Origin of the sequence: Streptomyces crystallinus (assembly GCF_039521265.1) — a bacterium.
GTDB classification, from domain to species: Bacteria; Actinomycetota; Actinomycetes; order Streptomycetales; family Streptomycetaceae; genus Streptomyces; species Streptomyces crystallinus.
The window spans coordinates 78946-94385 of record NZ_BAAACA010000019.1 but is presented as its reverse complement, the minus strand read 5'-3'; the positions used below and the strand labels follow the sequence as shown (position 1 = coordinate 94385).

Here is a 15440-nt window from a genome sequence, read left to right as displayed (position 1 = left end):
GATCCGGTTGTCAGTACGTTCCCTCACAACTGTTTCAGTCGTCATGCGGGCAATCAAGAGGTGAAGCTCTACTCTGCCTCGTCGGCGCGGCTGCGCGCCGGTATCGGCCTGGTGCGACGCCTGCGGCTGGAACGTCGACCCGGGCTCGCCCCCGGCGCCCGAGGGCCGCGTCGAGGCACTGCGGCGCCGGCTCGCCCGCAGCCACGGCGAGCAGCTGTTCGCTCAGGGGATCGACGGCAGCCCCCGTAAGGACCTGTCCAGTGTCCTCGCGCAGACGCTGGCGCTCCTCGTGCACGCCGTCACCCTCGGCCTCGCCGTCGCGGGCGTGGCACGGCTGGTCACCGGCGTCGACACCTTCAGCGGCTGGGTGCTCGGGCTGCTGCTCTTGGGTATCGCCGTCGTGCTGCGGCCCCGCTTCGGCTCGCTGCCCGAGGCGGGCGAGGAGCCGGTGCTGCACCGGGCCGACGCACCCCGGCTGTTCGACCTGATCGACGAGGTCGCGGCCGTGGTCGGCACGCGCGGGGTGGACGCCGTGGTCATCGAGGCCGATGCCAACGCCTCGGTCGGTACGTACGGGATCCGCCGGCGCCGGGTGCTGCGGCTGGGCCTGGGTCTGTGGGAGGTGCTGACCCCCGCCCAGCGCGTCGCCCTCCTCGGCCACGAGCTCGGCCAGTACGCCCACGGCGACACCCGGCACGGCGTCGTCCTGCACAACGCCCTGCGCTCGCTCTCCCTCTGGGTCTACTTCCTCGCGCCCACGCCCAACCCGAGCATGCCCGAGCGGTTCGCCAACTACTTGATGGCCGTGCCCAGATGGGCGGTGTACGGCGTGCTCGTCCTGCTCGACCAGCTCACCCTGCGCGCCACCCAGCGCGCCGAGTACCTCGCGGACGAGGCTGCCGCCCGCGCCGGTTCGACCGAGGCCGCCGTCGAGCTGCTGGACCGGCTCCTCGTCGCCGACGCGGTGGCGCTCGAACTGCGCCGCGAGTCGGTCGCCGCCCAGACGAAGAGCCGCGCGAGCGGTGCGCGCGACGAGGCCGAACGGGGCCTGTGGGACCGGCTCGCCGAGCGGATCGGCACCGTTCCCGAGCGCGAGTACGAGCGTCTGCGCCGGGCCTCCGCCCTGCGCGGCCACGCCGTCGACTCCACCCACCCGCCGACCCATCTGCGCCGCAGGCGCCTGGCCGAGGCGACCGTGCCGCACCCGGCCGCCGTACGCCCCACCGACGACCGCACGGCGGCGGTCGAGTCGGAGCTCGCGGGCGCCAGGTCACGCGTGGCGCGGCGGGTGATCCGCGACTTCGCGGGCTGACCCCTCACCGGGGCCGGGGCCGGGGCCGGTGGTGCTGCTGCCGCACTCGAACCACACCGTCTTGCCCTCCGTGACCAGCCCCGGTGTCACCCCCCACTTGTCGACGACCGCGTCGAGGAGGACGAGTCCGCGCCCGGACTCGTCCTCCTCCGTCGCGTTCAGCGGAAGCGGGAGCTGCGGGGACCGGTCCGACACCTCGACGCGGATGCCGTACGGCCGCCGGTGCAGGCTCAACTCGCAGTAACGGTCGGGCACATGGCGCACCACATTGGCGAGCAGCTCCGTCACGGCGAGTTCGACCGCGTCCACGAGGTCGGACATGGCCCAGAAGTCGAGGTGCGTACGGACGATCCTGCGGACATGGCGGGCGGAGTGCACGCCGACCGTGAAGCGCATGCCGTACTGGGAATTGTCGTTCACGGTACCAGCGTGCCGCCTGATGGCTACGCTCGGCTACGAACGAATACAACCCGCTCAGAAGTAAGCGGAGTTGAGCCCGAGGGGGTACCCGTCGTGGTCCACATCAACGTCCTCGATCCGAGCGCCTCGCCGCTCGATTACTACGGTTACGAGCTGCGCCGCTACCGCGAGGCGAGCGGCCTCACCCAGAAGCAACTGGGCGCGATCATCGCGTACACCGGCTCGCTCATCGGCCAGATCGAGACGGCCCGCAAGCTGCCGACGGCGGACTTCAGCGAACGCGCGGACGCTGCGCTGGGCACGGGCGGGTTGCTGTCCCGGCTGCTGCCGCTGGTGTTGCGAAGCCCGCTTCCGGCTTGGTTTCAGCAGGTGGCGGAGCTGGAGTCGCGGGCGGTCGAGATCTGCATGTTCCACACGAACCTGGTGCACGGGCTCCTGCAGACCGACAAGTACGCGCGCGCCGTACTTGGCACGCTGGACCAATCCAACCTGGATGATCGTGTCGCGGTGCGGCTGGCTCGCCAGCGCATCTTCGACAAGGGGCAGCCGCCGGTCCTGTGGGCGATCATCGGCGAGGCCGCGTTGCGCCAGGAGATCGGCGGCGACGAGGTCATGCGGGGCCAACTGGCCCGGCTGTTGTCGTTCCAGAACAACCCCAATGTGAACATCCAGGTCCTACCGTTCGGGGTTGGAGCGCACGCCGGGTTGCAGGGCTCATTTGACCTCTTCCGCTTCACCGGCGATCCAGCCATCGTCTACACCGAGGGTTACGGAGTGGGTCATCCAACCGCCAACCCAGACACGGTCAGGGACTGCTCGCTCCGTTACGATCACCTCCAAGCCGCCGCCCTGTCCATCCCGGACTCGGCGAAGCTGATCCGGCACGCGATGGAGGAACGCTATGGGGAGCAACCTGGGTCTGAGCCGCGCTCGTTGGCGTAAGTCCAGCTACAGCGGTGATCAGGGCGGCTCCTGCGTCGAATGCGCCACCCTCCACGGCGCAACCTGGCGCAAGTCGTCCCACAGCGGCGACCAGGGCGGCGAATGCATACAGATCGCCGACCTCCCCCACGCCGTAGCCGTCCGTGACTCCAAGAACCCGGACGGCCCGGCGATCACGTTCACTCCCGCCGCGTTCGACACCTTCGTACGGGCCGTTACGGCGTGACCTGAAGTTCCTTGATGCCGTTCAGCCACGCCGAGCGCAGCCGGCGCGGGTCGCCCGCGAGGGTGAGGTTCGGCAGGGCGTCCGCGATGGCGTTGAAGATCAGGTTGATTTCGAGGACGGCCAGCGACTTGCCGAGGCAGAAGTGCGGGCCGCCGCCGCCGAATCCGAGGTGCGGGTTCGGGTCGCGGAGGATGTCGAACCGCTCGGGCTCGTCGAAGAGTTCGGGGTCGTTGTTGGCGGAGGAGTAGAACAGGCCGACGCGGTCGCCCGCCTTGATCTTCTGGCCGCCCAGCTCCGTGTCCTGTGTCGCCGTACGCTGGAAGGACACCACGGGGGTGGCCCAGCGGACGATCTCCTCGGCGGCGGTGGCGGGGCGTTCGCGTTTGTAGAGTTCCCACTGGTCGGGGTGGGTCAGGAACGCGTGCATCCCGTGGCTGATCGCGTTGCGGGTGGTCTCGTTGCCCGCGACGGCGAGCAGGATGACGAAGAAGCCGAACTCGTCGGGCAGCAGATTGCCCTCGCCCTCGGCGGCGACGAGAGTGGAGACGATGTCCTTCGCGGGGCACTCCTTGCGCTCGGCGGCGAGGTTCATGGCGTACGAGACGATCTCCATGGCGGCCTCGGCGCCGATCTCCTCCGTGATGGCGTACTCGGGGTCGTCGTACGCCGCCATCTTGTTGGACCAGTCGAAGATCTTCGCGCGGTCCTGCTGGGGTACGCCGATGAGTTCGGCGATGGCCTGGAGCGGCAGCTCGACGGCGATGTTGGTGACGAAGTCGAAGGAGTCCCGGCCCCGGGAGGCGGCGAGGGCGGTGTCGACGATGCGGCGGGCGCGGTCGCGCAGGGCGTCTTCGAGGGAGCGGATCGCGCGGGGCGTGAAGCCGCGCTGGACGATCTGGCGGACCCGGGTGTGCTCGGGCGGGTCCATGTTCAGCATGATCAGGCGCTGGACCTCGATCTGCTCGCGGGTGATGTTCTGGTTGAAGCGGATGATGGCGGTGTTGGTGGTGGAGGAGAAGAGCTCCGGGTGCGTGGAGACGTATTTGACGTCGGCGTGCCGGGTCACCACCCAGTAGCCGTCGTCGCCGAAGCCGGCCAGGCCGTGCGGCTGCGGGCACCAGGAGACCGGGGCGGTCTGCCGCGCCTGGGTGAACTCCGGGTACGGGACGCGGTCCTGGAGCAGGTCGGGGTCGGTGAAGTCGAACCCCTCGGGAAGGTGGGGGCAGCGCATCGGCAACTCCATCCGGTCGGCACTTGTCTGACGACCCATCAGAATTGTCTGAAAGGTAGTAACGGGTTCTACAAGTCGCAAGGGTGCGGGCGCTGTCGGCTGCCGCGTGAAGAGCGCGCGCGGTACGCGCACAACCCTTGCGTACCGGGGGTAGCCCTCACCAGACTGCAAGCAGAACTAGAACGCGTACTAGTTCGGTCGCGGTGGCTCCGGGAGGCCCAGCGGCCGGGCTTGGAGTCGTTGAGGAGAGGACGAGCTCATGGCCGCGGAACCCGTCATCGTCGAAGCCGTACGCACGCCGATCGGCAAGCGCGGAGGCGCGCTCGCCAATCTCCACCCCGCCTATCTGCTCGGCGAGACCTATCGCGAGCTGCTGGGGCGGACCGGGATCCACGCGGACTGCGTCGAACAGATCGTCGGGGGCACGGTCACACACGCCGGTGAGCAGTCGATGAACCCGGCGCGCACCGCGTGGCTGGCGATGGGGCTGCCGTACGAGACGGCGGCGACCACCGTGGACTGCCAGTGCGGGTCCTCCCAGCAGGCCAGCCACATGGTCGCGAACATGATCGCGGCGGGGGTGGTGGACGTCGGGATCAGCTGCGGGGTGGAGGCGATGTCGCGGGTGCCGCTGGGATCGGGGTCCAAGCACGGGCCGGGCAAGCCGTTCCCGGACGAGTGGAACGTGGACCTGCCGAACCAGTTCGAGGCGGCGGAGCGGATCGCGCGGCACCGGGGGCTGACGCGGGAGCGGGTGGACTCGCTGGGGCTGCTGTCGCAGGAGCGGGCCGGGGTGGCGTGGGCGGAGGAGCGCTTCAAGCGGGAGACGTTCGCGGTGCAGGTGCCGACGACGGAGGAGGAGCAGGCGGCCGGGCAGGGGATGTGGCGGCTGGTGGACCGGGACGAGGGGCTGCGGGACACGTCGATGGAGGCGCTGGGCGGGCTGAAGCCGGTGATGCCGACGGCGGTGCACACGGCGGGGAACTCGTCCCAGATCTCGGACGGCGCGGCGGCGATCATGTGGGCGTCCAAGCGGATGGCCCGCGCCCTGAAGCTGCGCCCGCGCGCCCGGATCGTGGCCCAGGCGCTGGTGGGCGCCGACCCCCACTTCCACCTCGACGGGCCGATCGACGCGACGCGGGCGGTCCTGGGGAAGGCGGGCATGTCGCTCCGGGACATCGACGTGGTCGAGATCAACGAGGCGTTCGCGTCGGTGGTGCTGTCCTGGGCGCAGGTCTTCGACCAGGACCTGGACAAGGTCAACGTCAACGGCGGCGCGATCGCCCTCGGCCACCCGGTGGGGGCGACGGGGGCACGGTTGCTGGCGACGGCGCTGCACGAGTTGGAGCGGCGGGGCGGGGAGTTCGCGCTGGTGACGATGTGCGCGGGGGGCGCGCTGGCCACGGCGACGATCTTGCAACGCTTGTAGGCCCCCACCCCGCCCCTCCCCGAAAGCCTCCGGCGGACCGCGGTCGTCTGCGGCCCGGTCGGCGGCTGAGCGCGCAGTTCCCCGCGCCCCTGGGTAATCAGGGGCGCGGGGAACTGTGCGTTTTGGCCTCCCAGCTGCCCGCAGATAAAGCCCTGCCGTCGCCCCTCGAATATTTGTTTGTCACGTCAATCCCCCGAACAGCGGTAGTCACACCGGGTGTTCCGGCCGGAACAAGCAGTGCTCTATGGTTGGGTGACAGGTAGCAGATGACGAACTCGCAGACGGCGCAACGCAACTGACTGGCTATCGGATTGCGGAAGTCAGGCCGAGGTTGTACCGATGGAAATGTCGCTGCTCACCTGTAGTCAGACTGAGAGGAAGCACCGTGGCCGATCAAGATCCTCAGTTCGCGAAGCGACGGCTCAGCCGCAGACTCCGCGCCATCCGTGAGGCCGCCGGGAAAACGCAGAAGGACGTGGTCGACGAGCTCGTCTGGTCCATCTCGAAGGTCATCCGTATGGAGGCAGGGGATGTGGGGATCTCGGTCACCGACCTGAGAGCTCTCCTCCAGTTCTACGAGGTCACCGACCCGGAGCAGGTCAACGAACTGACCGAGATGGTTCTGGCGTCACGCAAACAGCCCTGGTGGGGGCGGTACAGCAGGACGATGACATCGAGCTTCTCCTCTTACCTCGGATACGAGAGCTCCGCCACCATCATCCGGAACTTCGAGTCGAGTCTGATCCCGGGACTGCTGCAGACGCGGGAGTACGCGCAGGTGCTGATCAGCGACTCCGAGGGCATGCAGGACCAGTGGGTCAATCTGCGAATGGAACGCCAGAAGCGGGCCCACGGCAATGACAAGCTCCAGATGTTCTTCATCCTGGACGAGACCGCCCTGCGCAGGGTCGTGGGCAGTCAGGCGCTCATGAGGGCCCAGCTGGAGCGCCTGCTGGAACTCAACGAGCTGCCGCACCTCAACATCTTGGTGGTCCCGTTCGCCCGGGGCATCTACCCCCGTTTCCGCTCCCCCTATGTGATCTTCGAATTCGCCGACGCCAACGACGACATCGTCGCCTATCTGGAGAACCCGGACGGCAGTCTGATCCTCAGCGAGAAAGCGCCGATGTCCGACCAGCGGAAGCCCTCCGCTTATCTCCAGGACTTCTGGATCGTGGAAGGGCAGTACGCGGAGAAGATCTCCCCCGAGTTCGTCAGTGAGGTGACCGCTGCCTATCGGTGACCTGTGAACAGGCGAAGGGGAGCCGTCTCGGCCCAGCCGGCAAGCATCGTCGAGGGCTCCCCGTCGCGAACCGCTCCAGCAGTTGTGCATAACAGTTGGGAGGGCTCGGCATGCAGTTTAGCGCTCGGGGGGCCCGGGGCCCCACGCTTCGGCGCACCCGTGGCCGGAACATTCGGTCCCGGCCGGTGGCACCTGCGGCGAGGGCCGCGCGCAGGGCGGGGATCACGGTCGCGCTGGCCCTGGTACTCATCGGCTCGGCCACCTGCCCGGCCGCGGCCGCCGACCGGGCGGAGGCCCCTTCGGCCGGGCCGCCACCGTGGTCCATCACGGTCATGTCGAGTCTGATGGCCGCGGTCATAGGTGCGGTGGTCACCCTGCATACCACCCGCAGAGCCCTCACCCAGGGGCAGCGCCACCGGTGGCAGGACCGGTCCGAGGCCGCGGCGAGGCAGGCGGCCCAGCGTGCCGAGAACGAGCTGCGCGACAGAAGGGTTGCCAACCGGACGGCGTGGACACCGCACTACCAGCGGATCGACGACCTCCTGCTGTCCGCCGGGAGGATCGAGTACGAGATGCGGGGACGCGGGCTCCACGTCGACGACCCGGAGGCGATGGAGCTCGTACGGGCCAGGAAGGCCGCCGAGCAGTACGCCGCCTACGCTCCCGGCAGACTCCCGGACGCGCTGTCCGGGCTGGCCGACAGCCTGGGCCGGGTGCACGAGCGCCTGCTGCCGGCCGTGGCGGAACTCAACGGCGTGGCGGGAACGCGTCCACCGGTTCAGTGGCACGACCTCTTCGCCTGCGCGGCGGAGCAGGCGCGTGCTGCCGACGCTCTGGCTCTCGCGCTCAAGGACGCCCGGGCGGCGCTGCGGCACGAGTGGGGGATGGACTGAGGAGCGCAGGGAGTACGGACGTCGAGCGGCCGGTTTCGGTCAAAAGGCGAAGAGGATCGACGAGAGAGGCAAATATAAGGCGACAAATATGCATCCCTGTCCTCATGGACCGGCTCGGGGCATCTGGCTCAGTCGCAGCTCGCTGCCGATACTTAAGCGAATTCTTCTGCGCGTCGGAAGCGTGCTGCGAGGTTCTGGAAGGCGATCTTCTGTGGCCGGTCAGCCGCAGGGTAGGCAGTGGAGGTGCCGGGTGGAGGCTTCTGGCCGGGGTGGGTCGCCATGGCGGAAGAGCGCGCACAGTGACAGTGGTCAGGGGAACTGCGTCGAAGTCAGGGTCTCTGCCACGGAGATCCTGCTGCGCGACTCCGCCTTCCTGTGCGTCGGACCGGTGCGCCTTTCCCGTCCGGCCTGGAACGGCTTCCTCCACAGCCTCAAAGGCGGACGTACGACGAAGCTCCCCGGGTAGGCGTTCCTACCGGGGAGCTCGGTGTTACTGCGGCTGGTCGGCCGGTGCGGCTCAGTACCAGCTGTTCTGCTGCCAGAAGTTCCAGGCGCCGCACGGGCTGCCGTAGCGGGAGTTCATGTAGTCCAGGCCCCAGGCGATCTGGGTCTTGGGGTTGGTCTGCCAGTCGGCGCCCTTGGTGGCCATCTTGGAGCCGGGCAGGGCCTGGACCAGGCCGTACGCGCCGCTGGACGGGTTGGAGGCGTGGATGTTCCAGCCGGACTCGTGGTTGACGATGTTGCTGAAGCACTGGAACTGCGCGGCGCTCGGGATCATCTGCTTCGCCACGTCCTGGGCGCCCATGGGGGCGGCCTGGGCGGGAACGGCGGCCACCGCGACACCGGCGGCGGCGAGCAGCGTGGCGGCACCGGCGGCGATCGACTTCTTCCGGGCGGCGAGACGGGCGGCGAACGACACAGAGACACCTAACTTCGGGGACATGGGGTGTCGCGGGCAGGTCGCGGCTCCGGAGAGCATGCGGATGCTCCTCGGGAGAAGCGGGGGTTGGTCCTGCGTGGGCTTCCGCGGCCCGGTGACGGGCCAGGCGGTGCCCGGCGACTGGACCAGTTTTAGCCAGCCCGGGAAGCCTCCGCAACGACCCCTCTTACTAGTGGCCCTCGCATCGGGGGGTGCCCCCGCCAGGCGGGGGGTGACGGGGAAATGCCTGGTCGGGCGCCTTCTTTGTGGCTTTATATGGGACGTATAAAGCCACTATTCCGGGTCGTAGAGGACTAAGGTCCTGTGGGGGGCCTCACCCCGGGGGACCCCCGGGGGACCCCTCGAATGTGACCTGGGCCTCGAAGGCCGCGCGCCGGGTGGCTCTGCGTAGTGCCTTCAGCACGGTCGAACCCAGCGCGAACGTGAGGACCGTCGTCAGCACCGCCCGGCCCAGATCCCAGCCCAGCGACGTGGTCGCGCAGTACGCGGCGAAGCGGAGCAGGTTCTCGCCCACCGGGTCGCCCGGGTGGAAGGAGATGCCGGACGACATCCCGCCGATGTACGTCCAGCCCTGGAGGTTCATGATCGTGCCGTACGCGAAGGACGCGGCGAACCCGTAGAGGGACAGGAGGGCCAGCTCCCCTCCGCCCCGCAGGCGGTGCCGGCCCGGCAGCAGACCCGCGCCCATCGTGAACCAGCCCATCGCCAGCATCTGGAACGGCATCCAGGGCCCCACACCCCCTGTGAGCAGCGCGGACGCGAACATCGTCACCGCGCCGAGCACGAAGCCGAAGCCCGGGCCGAGGACGCGGCCGCTCAGGACCATCAGGAAGAACATCGGCTCCAGGCCCGCCGTGCCCGCGCCCAGCGGGCGCAGGGCCGCGCCGACCGCCGCCAGTACGCCGAGCATGGCGACGGCCTTGGCGTCCATGCCGTCGTCCTCGTCCGCGATCGTGGCGACCACCACACCCACCAGCAGCGGCAGCAGCGCGGCGAAGAGCCAGGGGGCGTCCTGGGAGTGGGCGAGCCCGGAGTCCCCGTCGGCGAGCAGGGGCCAGCCGAAGGCCGCGACGCCGACGAGGGTGATCAGGGTCAGGGCGACCGTTCCGCGTGGGCCGAGCGGGATCGCCTTCGCCTGGCGGGTGTGGGGGTGCGGCGCGCTCATGCGAGGGCCTCGCGTACCTGGCTGACCGTGAGCCACGGGTCCGGGGCCAGGATCTTGGAGACCTGGGGGGCGAAGGAGGGCGAGGAGACGACCACGTCGGCCGTCGGGCCGTCCGCGACGACCTCGCCGTCCGCCAGGATCACCACCCGGTGGGCGATCTCGGCGGCCAGCTCCACGTCGTGGGTGGCCAGGACGATCGCGTGGCCCTCGGCGGCGAGGTCGCGCAGGATCTCGGCGAGGCGGGCCTTCGCCGCGTAGTCCAGGCCCCGGGTCGGCTCGTCGAGGAGGAGCAGCGGAGGCCTGCCCGTCAGGACGATCGCCAGGGCGAGCGCGAGGCGCTGGCCTTCGGAGAGGTCCCGGGGGTGGGTGTCGTCGGGCACGCCGGGGAGCAGGGCGGTGACCAGGTCGCGGCAGGTGCCGGGGTGCGCCTGCGCGTCGCTGTCGGCCGCCGCGCACTCGGCCTCGACCGTGTCCGCGTACAGCAGGTCGCGGGGCTCCTGCGGTACGAGGCCGACCTCGCGGATCAGATCGCGCGGGGGCGTGCGGTGGGGGGTGCGGCCGTTGACCGCCACCGTGCCGGTGGTGGGTTCGATCATGCCGACGAGGGTGTTGAGGAGGGTGGACTTGCCGGCGCCGTTGCGGCCCATGAGGGCGACGGTCTCGCCGGGGGTGACGGTGAGGTCCACGTGGCGCAGGGCTTCTACGCGGGCTCGGCGTACGGCGAGGTTCTTGACGGTGGCGGTTGCCGTCGCCGTCGCCGAGGACGTGTGGGTGCCTCGGCGGAGGCGGGCGAAAGCGGCTCGTAGGCCGGTCGGTTCGGGTGCGGCGCCGCGTTCCGGCGCGGGCCGGTGGGGGTGCGCCCGGCCTTCGGCCGGGCTGTCGTACCCACCCGCTCCACCCGTTTCTGTGGGAGCGGACGTGCGGGGCCCCTCGTGGGGCGCCTTCGCCGTCGGCGGCTGCGGGTCGCCGTCCGGCGCCGCTGCGGTGACGGGGTGCGGCGCCGTCGGCGGGTGCGGGGTGCTGCTCGGTGCCGCCGGGGCGAGGGCCGTCGGCGGGTGCGCGGCTCGTGTCGACAAGGTCGCACGCAGGTCGTGCGCCCGGCGGCGGGCGTCCCGTACCGACAGGGGCAGGGGGTCCCAGCCCGCCAGGCGGCCCAGGGCCACCACCGGGGGGTGGACCGGGGACGTCGCCATGATCTGCGCGGGGGTGCCCAGGAGCGGGGGCTCGGCGCGGGAGCGGAGGAGGATCAGCTGGTCCGCGTACTGGACCACGCGCTCCAGGCGGTGCTCCGCCATCAGGACCGTCGTGCCGAGGTCGTGGACGAGGCGTTGCAGTACGGACAGGACCTCCTCCGCCGCCGCCGGGTCCAGCGCCGACGTCGGCTCGTCGAGGACGAGGACCTTGGGGTGCGGGGTCAGGACCGAGCCGATCGCCACCCGCTGCTGCTGGCCGCCGGAGAGCGTGGCGATCGGGCGGTCGCGCAGGTCGGCGAGGCCGAGGATGTCGAGGGTCTCCTCGACTCGGCGGCGCATCACGTGCGGGGCGAGGCCGAGGGACTCCATGCCGTACGCCAGCTCGTCCTCGACCGTGTCGGTGACGAAGTGGGCGAGCGGGTCCTGGCCCACCGTGCCGACCAGGTCGGCGAGTTCGCGCGGCTTGTGGGTACGGGTGTCGCGGCCGTCGACCGTGACCCGGCCGCGCAGGGTGCCGCCGGTGAAGTGCGGGACGAGGCCCGAGACCGTACCGAGGAGGGTGGATTTCCCGACGCCGGACGGGCCCACGAGGAGGACCAGCTCGCCCTCCGGGACCGTCAGGTCGACCTGCTGGATCGTGGGGGCGGGGCGGCCCTCGTACGTGACCGACACCTCTTCGAAGCGGATCATTCTGACTCCTGGGGGTCGGGTGCCGGACGCGGGGCGGGAGCGGGAGTGACGAAGGCCGGGAGCAGGCCGAGGAGGGTGGCCAGGGCGGGCCAGAGGGGCAGGGCGGGGGCGGTGAGCGGGACCACGCCGGGGTGCAGGGCGTCCGGTGCGTACGTACCCGCCCAGATCATCGCCGCCGCCACCGCCGCGCCGGAACCGGCCACCAGCCAGGCGCGGGCGCCCCACCGGTCGGGGCGGTAGCGGGTGCGGACCGAGCGGCGGCCGCCCAGGCGCAGGCCCGCGAGGGCGGCGGCGAGACCGGTGAGCAGGACGGGCAGGGCGTAGCCCGCGCCTTCGGAGGCGAGCAGTCCGTACGTGCCGGCGCAGACGCCGAGGAGTCCGCCGAGGGTGAGGGCGGTGGTGGTGTGGCGTACGGCGGGGGGTACGTGCGCGGTGCGGCCGTAGCCGCGGGCGTCCATGGAGGCGGCGACGGCGACCGAGCGTTCCAGGGCGCCCTCCAGGACCGGCAGGCCGATCTGGAGGATCGCCTTGATGCCCCCGGTGGGGCGGCCGCGCAGCCTTCGGGCGGTACGGAGGCGGGCGACGTCGGCGACCATGTTCGGCGCGAACGTCATCGCCACGACCACGGCCACGCCCGCCTCGTACAGGGCGCCCGGGAGGGACTTGAGGAGGCGGGCCGGGTTGGCGAGGGCGTTCGCGGCGCCGACGCAGATGAGGAGGGTGGCGAGGCGGGCGCCGTCGTAGAGCGCGAAGAGCATGCCCTCGGCGGTGACGCGGCCGCCGATCCGGATGCCCTTCGCCCACTCGGGGAGGGGCGCCTCGGGGAGGGTGAGGAGGGTGTGGCTGCCGGGGATCGGCGAGCCGAGCGCGATGTTGAAGACGAGCCGGATGGCGACGACGGCGAGGCCGAGCTTGACGAAGGCGGTGTACGAGCGGGCCCAGGGCGCGTCGGTCCGGCGCGCCGCGACGACGTACCCGGCGACGGTGACGAGGAGGGCGAGGAGGAGGGGGTTGGTGGTGCGCGAGGCGGCCGTGGCGAGCCCGATGGCCCAGAGCCACCAGGCGCCGGGGTGCACGGAGTTGGCTCGGGTGGCGTACGGGGTGGTGCGGGTTCGCTTGGCAGCGGGCCGGGGGGTGGGCACCCGGCCTTCGGCCGGGCCGCCGGCGCGGGGCCCCTGGCGGGGGGCGTTCGCCGTCGGCGCCTGCACGTCCGTGCCTGGCACCCGGCCTGCGGCCGGGTCGGTGGTCCCACCCGCACCACCCGTGACGGTGAGTGGATCGGTGCGGGTCTCCCCGTGGGGGACACTCGCCGTTGGCGGCTGCGCGTGCGTGCCTGGCACCCGGCCTTCGGCCGGGTTGGGGGTCCCACCCGCACCACCCGTGCGGGTGGGGGCGTCGGTGCGGGTCTCCCCGTGGGGGACACTCGGCGTCGGCGGCTGCGCGGCCGGGGCCGGTGGGCGGCTGGTCGGGGGAGTTGGTTCCGGCATCTGCTCCTCGCGCGTCATCGCCCGCGGCGGCGGGACTGCCAGAGGACGGCTGCCGCCAGGGTCAGCACCGCCGCCGCGCCCGCCAGCAGGCCCAGCGACGGGCCCTCGTCGGAGGGCTTCTCTTCGGTGGTGGCGGGTGTCGGCGACTTCTTCGACGACACCTGTTCGCCGCACCCCGTGTGCGGGTAGCCCGCGATCGCGCACAGCAGCGCCGCGCTGTTGTAGCGGAGCGGCTTGGCCAGCGACGCCAGGGCGTCCGCCGTCGTCGCGTCCTCGGGAACCTGCGCGCACGCCGTACGCGGTGCCGGGGGCGTCTCGCCGGACGGGGCGTCCTGCGCGGTGCCGAAGTCGAGGGCGAGGGCGACCCGCTTGCGGCCCGGCTTCGCCGGAGTCGACGCGCAGACCTGCGCGAACGTCGGCGCCGAGCGCGGAGTCGCCGCGTCCTTGGAGTCCGCGCTGACCGCGAACCGGAAGCCCTGGACGTCACCGTCTGAGGGGTGCGCGGTGGCCGGGCCCTGGGTGGCGTACGTCCACGTCGTGCCCTGGCGGTCCCAGAACGACCAGTAGCGGTACCCGGTCGCCCGGGCGGGCCCCGCCACCGCCCCCGCGCCGAGCGTCAGCGCGAGGGCGAGGCCGGTGACCACCGAAAGGCCGCGGCGCATCGAGGTCACTTCTGGGCGTTCTTCTTGCGCGCGCTGACCAGGAAGCCGACGCCGACGCTCGCGACGAAGAACACGCCGACGATCCACCACACCGACATACCGGAGGAGTCGTCCTTCTTCTCCTCCGCGTCGGCGGACTTCGCCGACGCGGCCGACGTACCCGCCGGGGTCGGGCCGGTCGCGTTCAGCTGGGACACCAGGTCCGCGCCGCCGAACTTCCTCGGGTCGGCGCCGGTGGCGTTCGCGGCCAGGACGAGCTGGGCGTAGGCGGCGGGGCCGTTCTCCTTGGCCCAGCCGGAGGTGTTCTTCTCCAGCCATGCCAGGGACGCCTTGGCCTGGGCCTCCTGGCCGTCGGCGGCGAGCGCGACGACCGCGTCGGCGGTGTTGCCGTAGTCGGGCTGGCTCTCGGCGCCCGGCATCGCGGAGTTGAGGTGGCCCGTCTTGGCCATGGTCCTGGCCAGGTACGCGGCGCCGTTGTGCGCGGCCTGCTCCGGCGTGGTCGCCTTCTCGCAGGCGGTGCCCTTGGCGTCGGGCGTGCCGGCGGTGGCGGCGAGGCCCTTGCCGTACGCGGCGGTCACGGCTGCGGCGCTGGCGTCGGCGTTCGCGTACAGCTTCGCGGTCTTGAGGTCCGGCTGGTACGCGAAGGCCCCCGAGCCCGGCGTGCTGTCGCACGGCATCGCGAAGGTGAGCAGCGCGTCCAGCGGCGACTTGCCGCCCTTGGCGGACTTGGCGTCGGCGGGCTTCTCACCGGCGGCGGCGAGGGCGCCGATCACCACGGAGGTGGAGTTGGCGTCGCTCTTGGCGCCGGGGTTGTAGGGCCAGCCGCCGTCCTCGTTCTGGACGGTCTTCAGCCAGGCGACGCCCTTCTTGACGGCGTCGGCGTGGTCGCCGAGGGCGACGAGGGCCTGGACGGCGGCGGCGGTGGCGTTGGTGTCGAGCATCGTCTTGGCGTCGCACGGCTTGGCGGCGTCGGCGCGGTACGAGGCGAACGCGCCGGTGTCGCACTGCTGGCCGGTCAGCCAGGTCACCGCCTGGGCGGCGGGCTTCACGCCGACCGTGCTCTGGGCGAGCAGGGCGAGCGACTGCCGCCAGACGCCGTCGTACGTGGGGTCCTTCGTCCCGTACAGCCCCTGCGGGACGGACTTGGGGGACGGGGCCGTGCCGTCGGCGAAGGCGGCCGGGGCGGCGGCGCCGCCGAGGACGACGGTGGCGAGCGCGAGCGCTGCGGCGCAGCGGCGTACGGTCATGGCGGGCGGTGCCTCTCCTGCGGGGGCCGGGCGGCAGGCGGGCGCGGGGGCACGCCGGCTCCGGACCCGTGTACCTCGACGGGCCGGTCATCGGCGGTTTGCCGGTGACCGTGTGAGCCGGTCATGTCCGTCGGGGTGGTCCGGCTCGCGCCGCGGGTGTGTTCCGCGGCGGCATACGGTTGCGGGTCAGCGCCGGATTCGCACCGGCTTCCCCCCGTACGGTCATGGACGACGGCTTCACTGTACCGGCCGTCCTGTTACGGGCCCGGGGGCCCCTGCCCGCCTGCGGCCCGGTGGCCGCTTTCCTGTCGTTCGGCTGCGGACCGCATGTGGCCGGTCGCGCAGTTCCCCGCGCCCCTA

15 protein-coding genes and 1 riboswitch are annotated in these 15440 nt (G+C 71.5%); of the genes, 7 read left to right on the top strand and 8 right to left on the bottom strand.

Going from position 1 to position 15440, the window contains the following annotated elements:
* Positions 1–289: 289 nt before the first annotated feature.
* On the top strand, positions 290–1312 hold the full coding sequence (locus ABD236_RS17775) for a M48 family metallopeptidase (protein ID WP_344074723.1): 1023 nt from the start codon (positions 290–292) through the stop codon (positions 1310–1312).
* Here ABD236_RS17775 and ABD236_RS17770 read toward each other — a convergent pair.
* Positions 1271–1732: an ATP-binding protein gene (locus tag ABD236_RS17770; protein ID WP_344074722.1), complete on the bottom strand. Its 462-nt coding sequence runs from the start codon at positions 1730–1732 to the stop codon at positions 1271–1273. The two genes, ABD236_RS17775 and ABD236_RS17770, sit on opposite strands and share 42 nt — an antisense overlap.
* A 93-nt stretch (positions 1733–1825) precedes the next feature.
* Here ABD236_RS17770 and ABD236_RS17765 point away from each other — a divergent pair, with 93 nt between their 5' ends.
* Together ABD236_RS17765 and ABD236_RS17760 are read left to right on the top strand one after the other, a co-directional pair.
* Complete coding sequence (locus ABD236_RS17765; RefSeq protein WP_344074721.1) at positions 1826–2674, top strand: helix-turn-helix domain-containing protein; 849 nt, start codon at positions 1826–1828, stop codon at positions 2672–2674.
* A complete protein-coding gene (locus ABD236_RS17760) occupies positions 2634–2900 on the top strand; it encodes a DUF397 domain-containing protein (protein ID WP_344074720.1) in 267 nt (88 codons plus the stop codon). Before ABD236_RS17765 ends, ABD236_RS17760 begins: the two co-directional genes overlap by 41 nt.
* Here the strand turns inward: ABD236_RS17760 and ABD236_RS17755 are convergent.
* Positions 2890–4131, bottom strand: coding sequence for a cytochrome P450 (locus tag ABD236_RS17755; protein WP_344074803.1), 1242 nt, complete (start codon positions 4129–4131; stop codon positions 2890–2892). The two genes, ABD236_RS17760 and ABD236_RS17755, sit on opposite strands and share 11 nt — an antisense overlap.
* Positions 4132–4390: 259 nt before the next feature.
* On the opposite strand from ABD236_RS17755, the gene ABD236_RS17750 reads away from it, so the two are divergent.
* From ABD236_RS17750 to ABD236_RS35025, 4 genes are all read left to right on the top strand, one after another.
* Positions 4391–5560: a steroid 3-ketoacyl-CoA thiolase gene (locus tag ABD236_RS17750; protein ID WP_344074719.1), complete on the top strand. Its 1170-nt coding sequence runs from the start codon at positions 4391–4393 to the stop codon at positions 5558–5560.
* Between the two features lie 385 nt (positions 5561–5945).
* Positions 5946–6803 carry a helix-turn-helix domain-containing protein gene (locus ABD236_RS17745; RefSeq protein WP_344074718.1) on the top strand — a complete coding sequence of 286 codons (858 nt, stop codon included), beginning with the start codon at positions 5946–5948 and terminating at the stop codon, positions 6801–6803.
* A gap of 185 nt (positions 6804–6988) precedes the next feature.
* A complete protein-coding gene (locus ABD236_RS17740) occupies positions 6989–7696 on the top strand; it encodes a hypothetical protein (RefSeq protein WP_344074717.1) in 708 nt (235 codons plus the stop codon).
* Between the two features lie 88 nt (positions 7697–7784).
* Positions 7785–8162: a DUF397 domain-containing protein gene (locus tag ABD236_RS35025; RefSeq protein ID WP_425543897.1), complete on the top strand. Its 378-nt coding sequence runs from the start codon at positions 7785–7787 to the stop codon at positions 8160–8162.
* Between the two features lie 51 nt (positions 8163–8213).
* Here the strand turns inward: ABD236_RS35025 and ABD236_RS17735 are convergent, their stop codons facing one another.
* The 6 genes from ABD236_RS17735 to ABD236_RS17710 all read right to left on the bottom strand — a co-directional run bounded on the left by ABD236_RS17735 (position 8214) and on the right by ABD236_RS17710 (position 15080).
* Positions 8214–8639 (bottom strand): aggregation-promoting factor C-terminal-like domain-containing protein, encoded by a 426-nt coding sequence (locus ABD236_RS17735; protein ID WP_344074716.1) that lies wholly within the window; start codon positions 8637–8639, stop codon positions 8214–8216.
* Positions 8640–8949: 310 nt separating this feature from the next.
* Positions 8950–9801, bottom strand: coding sequence for an ECF transporter S component (locus ABD236_RS17730; protein ID WP_344074714.1), 852 nt, complete (start codon positions 9799–9801; stop codon positions 8950–8952).
* Entirely contained in the window at positions 9798–11684 is a 1887-nt protein-coding gene (locus tag ABD236_RS17725; protein WP_344074713.1) for an ABC transporter ATP-binding protein, read from the bottom strand. Before ABD236_RS17725 ends, ABD236_RS17730 begins: the two co-directional genes overlap by 4 nt.
* Positions 11681–12826 carry an energy-coupling factor transporter transmembrane component T family protein gene (locus ABD236_RS17720; RefSeq protein ID WP_344074802.1) on the bottom strand — a complete coding sequence of 382 codons (1146 nt, stop codon included), beginning with the start codon at positions 12824–12826 and terminating at the stop codon, positions 11681–11683. The genes ABD236_RS17725 and ABD236_RS17720 overlap by 4 nt, the downstream gene beginning before the upstream one ends.
* A 359-nt stretch (positions 12827–13185) precedes the next feature.
* Positions 13186–13833 (bottom strand): SCO2322 family protein, encoded by a 648-nt coding sequence (locus ABD236_RS17715; RefSeq protein ID WP_344074801.1) that lies wholly within the window; start codon positions 13831–13833, stop codon positions 13186–13188.
* A 5-nt stretch (positions 13834–13838) separates the two neighbouring features.
* Positions 13839–15080, bottom strand: a complete 1242-nt coding sequence (locus tag ABD236_RS17710; RefSeq protein ID WP_344074712.1) for an SCO2321 family membrane protein — start codon at positions 15078–15080, stop codon at positions 13839–13841.
* Between the two features lie 134 nt (positions 15081–15214).
* Positions 15215–15340, bottom strand: a riboswitch (cobalamin riboswitch).
* Positions 15341–15440: the final 100 nt, after the last annotated feature.

Bases quoted from the DNA above. Each gene is read 5' to 3' on its own strand.
- ABD236_RS17760 (WP_344074720.1), top strand. From the start codon at position 2,634: ATGGGGAGCAACCTGGGTCTGAGCCGCGCTCGTTGGCGTAAGTCCAGC.
- ABD236_RS17750 (WP_344074719.1), top strand. From the start codon at position 4,391: ATGGCCGCGGAACCCGTCATCGTCGAAGCCGTACGCACGCCGATCGGC.
- ABD236_RS17715 (WP_344074801.1), bottom strand. From the start codon at position 13,833: ATGCGCCGCGGCCTTTCGGTGGTCACCGGCCTCGCCCTCGCGCTGACG.
- ABD236_RS17725 (WP_344074713.1), bottom strand. From the start codon at position 11,684: ATGATCCGCTTCGAAGAGGTGTCGGTCACGTACGAGGGCCGCCCCGCC.
- ABD236_RS17755 (WP_344074803.1), bottom strand. From the start codon at position 4,131: ATGCGCTGCCCCCACCTTCCCGAGGGGTTCGACTTCACCGACCCCGAC.
- ABD236_RS17710 (WP_344074712.1), bottom strand. From the start codon at position 15,080: ATGACCGTACGCCGCTGCGCCGCAGCGCTCGCGCTCGCCACCGTCGTC.
- ABD236_RS17730 (WP_344074714.1), bottom strand. From the start codon at position 9,801: ATGAGCGCGCCGCACCCCCACACCCGCCAGGCGAAGGCGATCCCGCTC.
- ABD236_RS17735 (WP_344074716.1), bottom strand. From the start codon at position 8,639: ATGTCCCCGAAGTTAGGTGTCTCTGTGTCGTTCGCCGCCCGTCTCGCC.
- ABD236_RS35025 (WP_425543897.1), top strand. From the start codon at position 7,785: ATGCATCCCTGTCCTCATGGACCGGCTCGGGGCATCTGGCTCAGTCGC.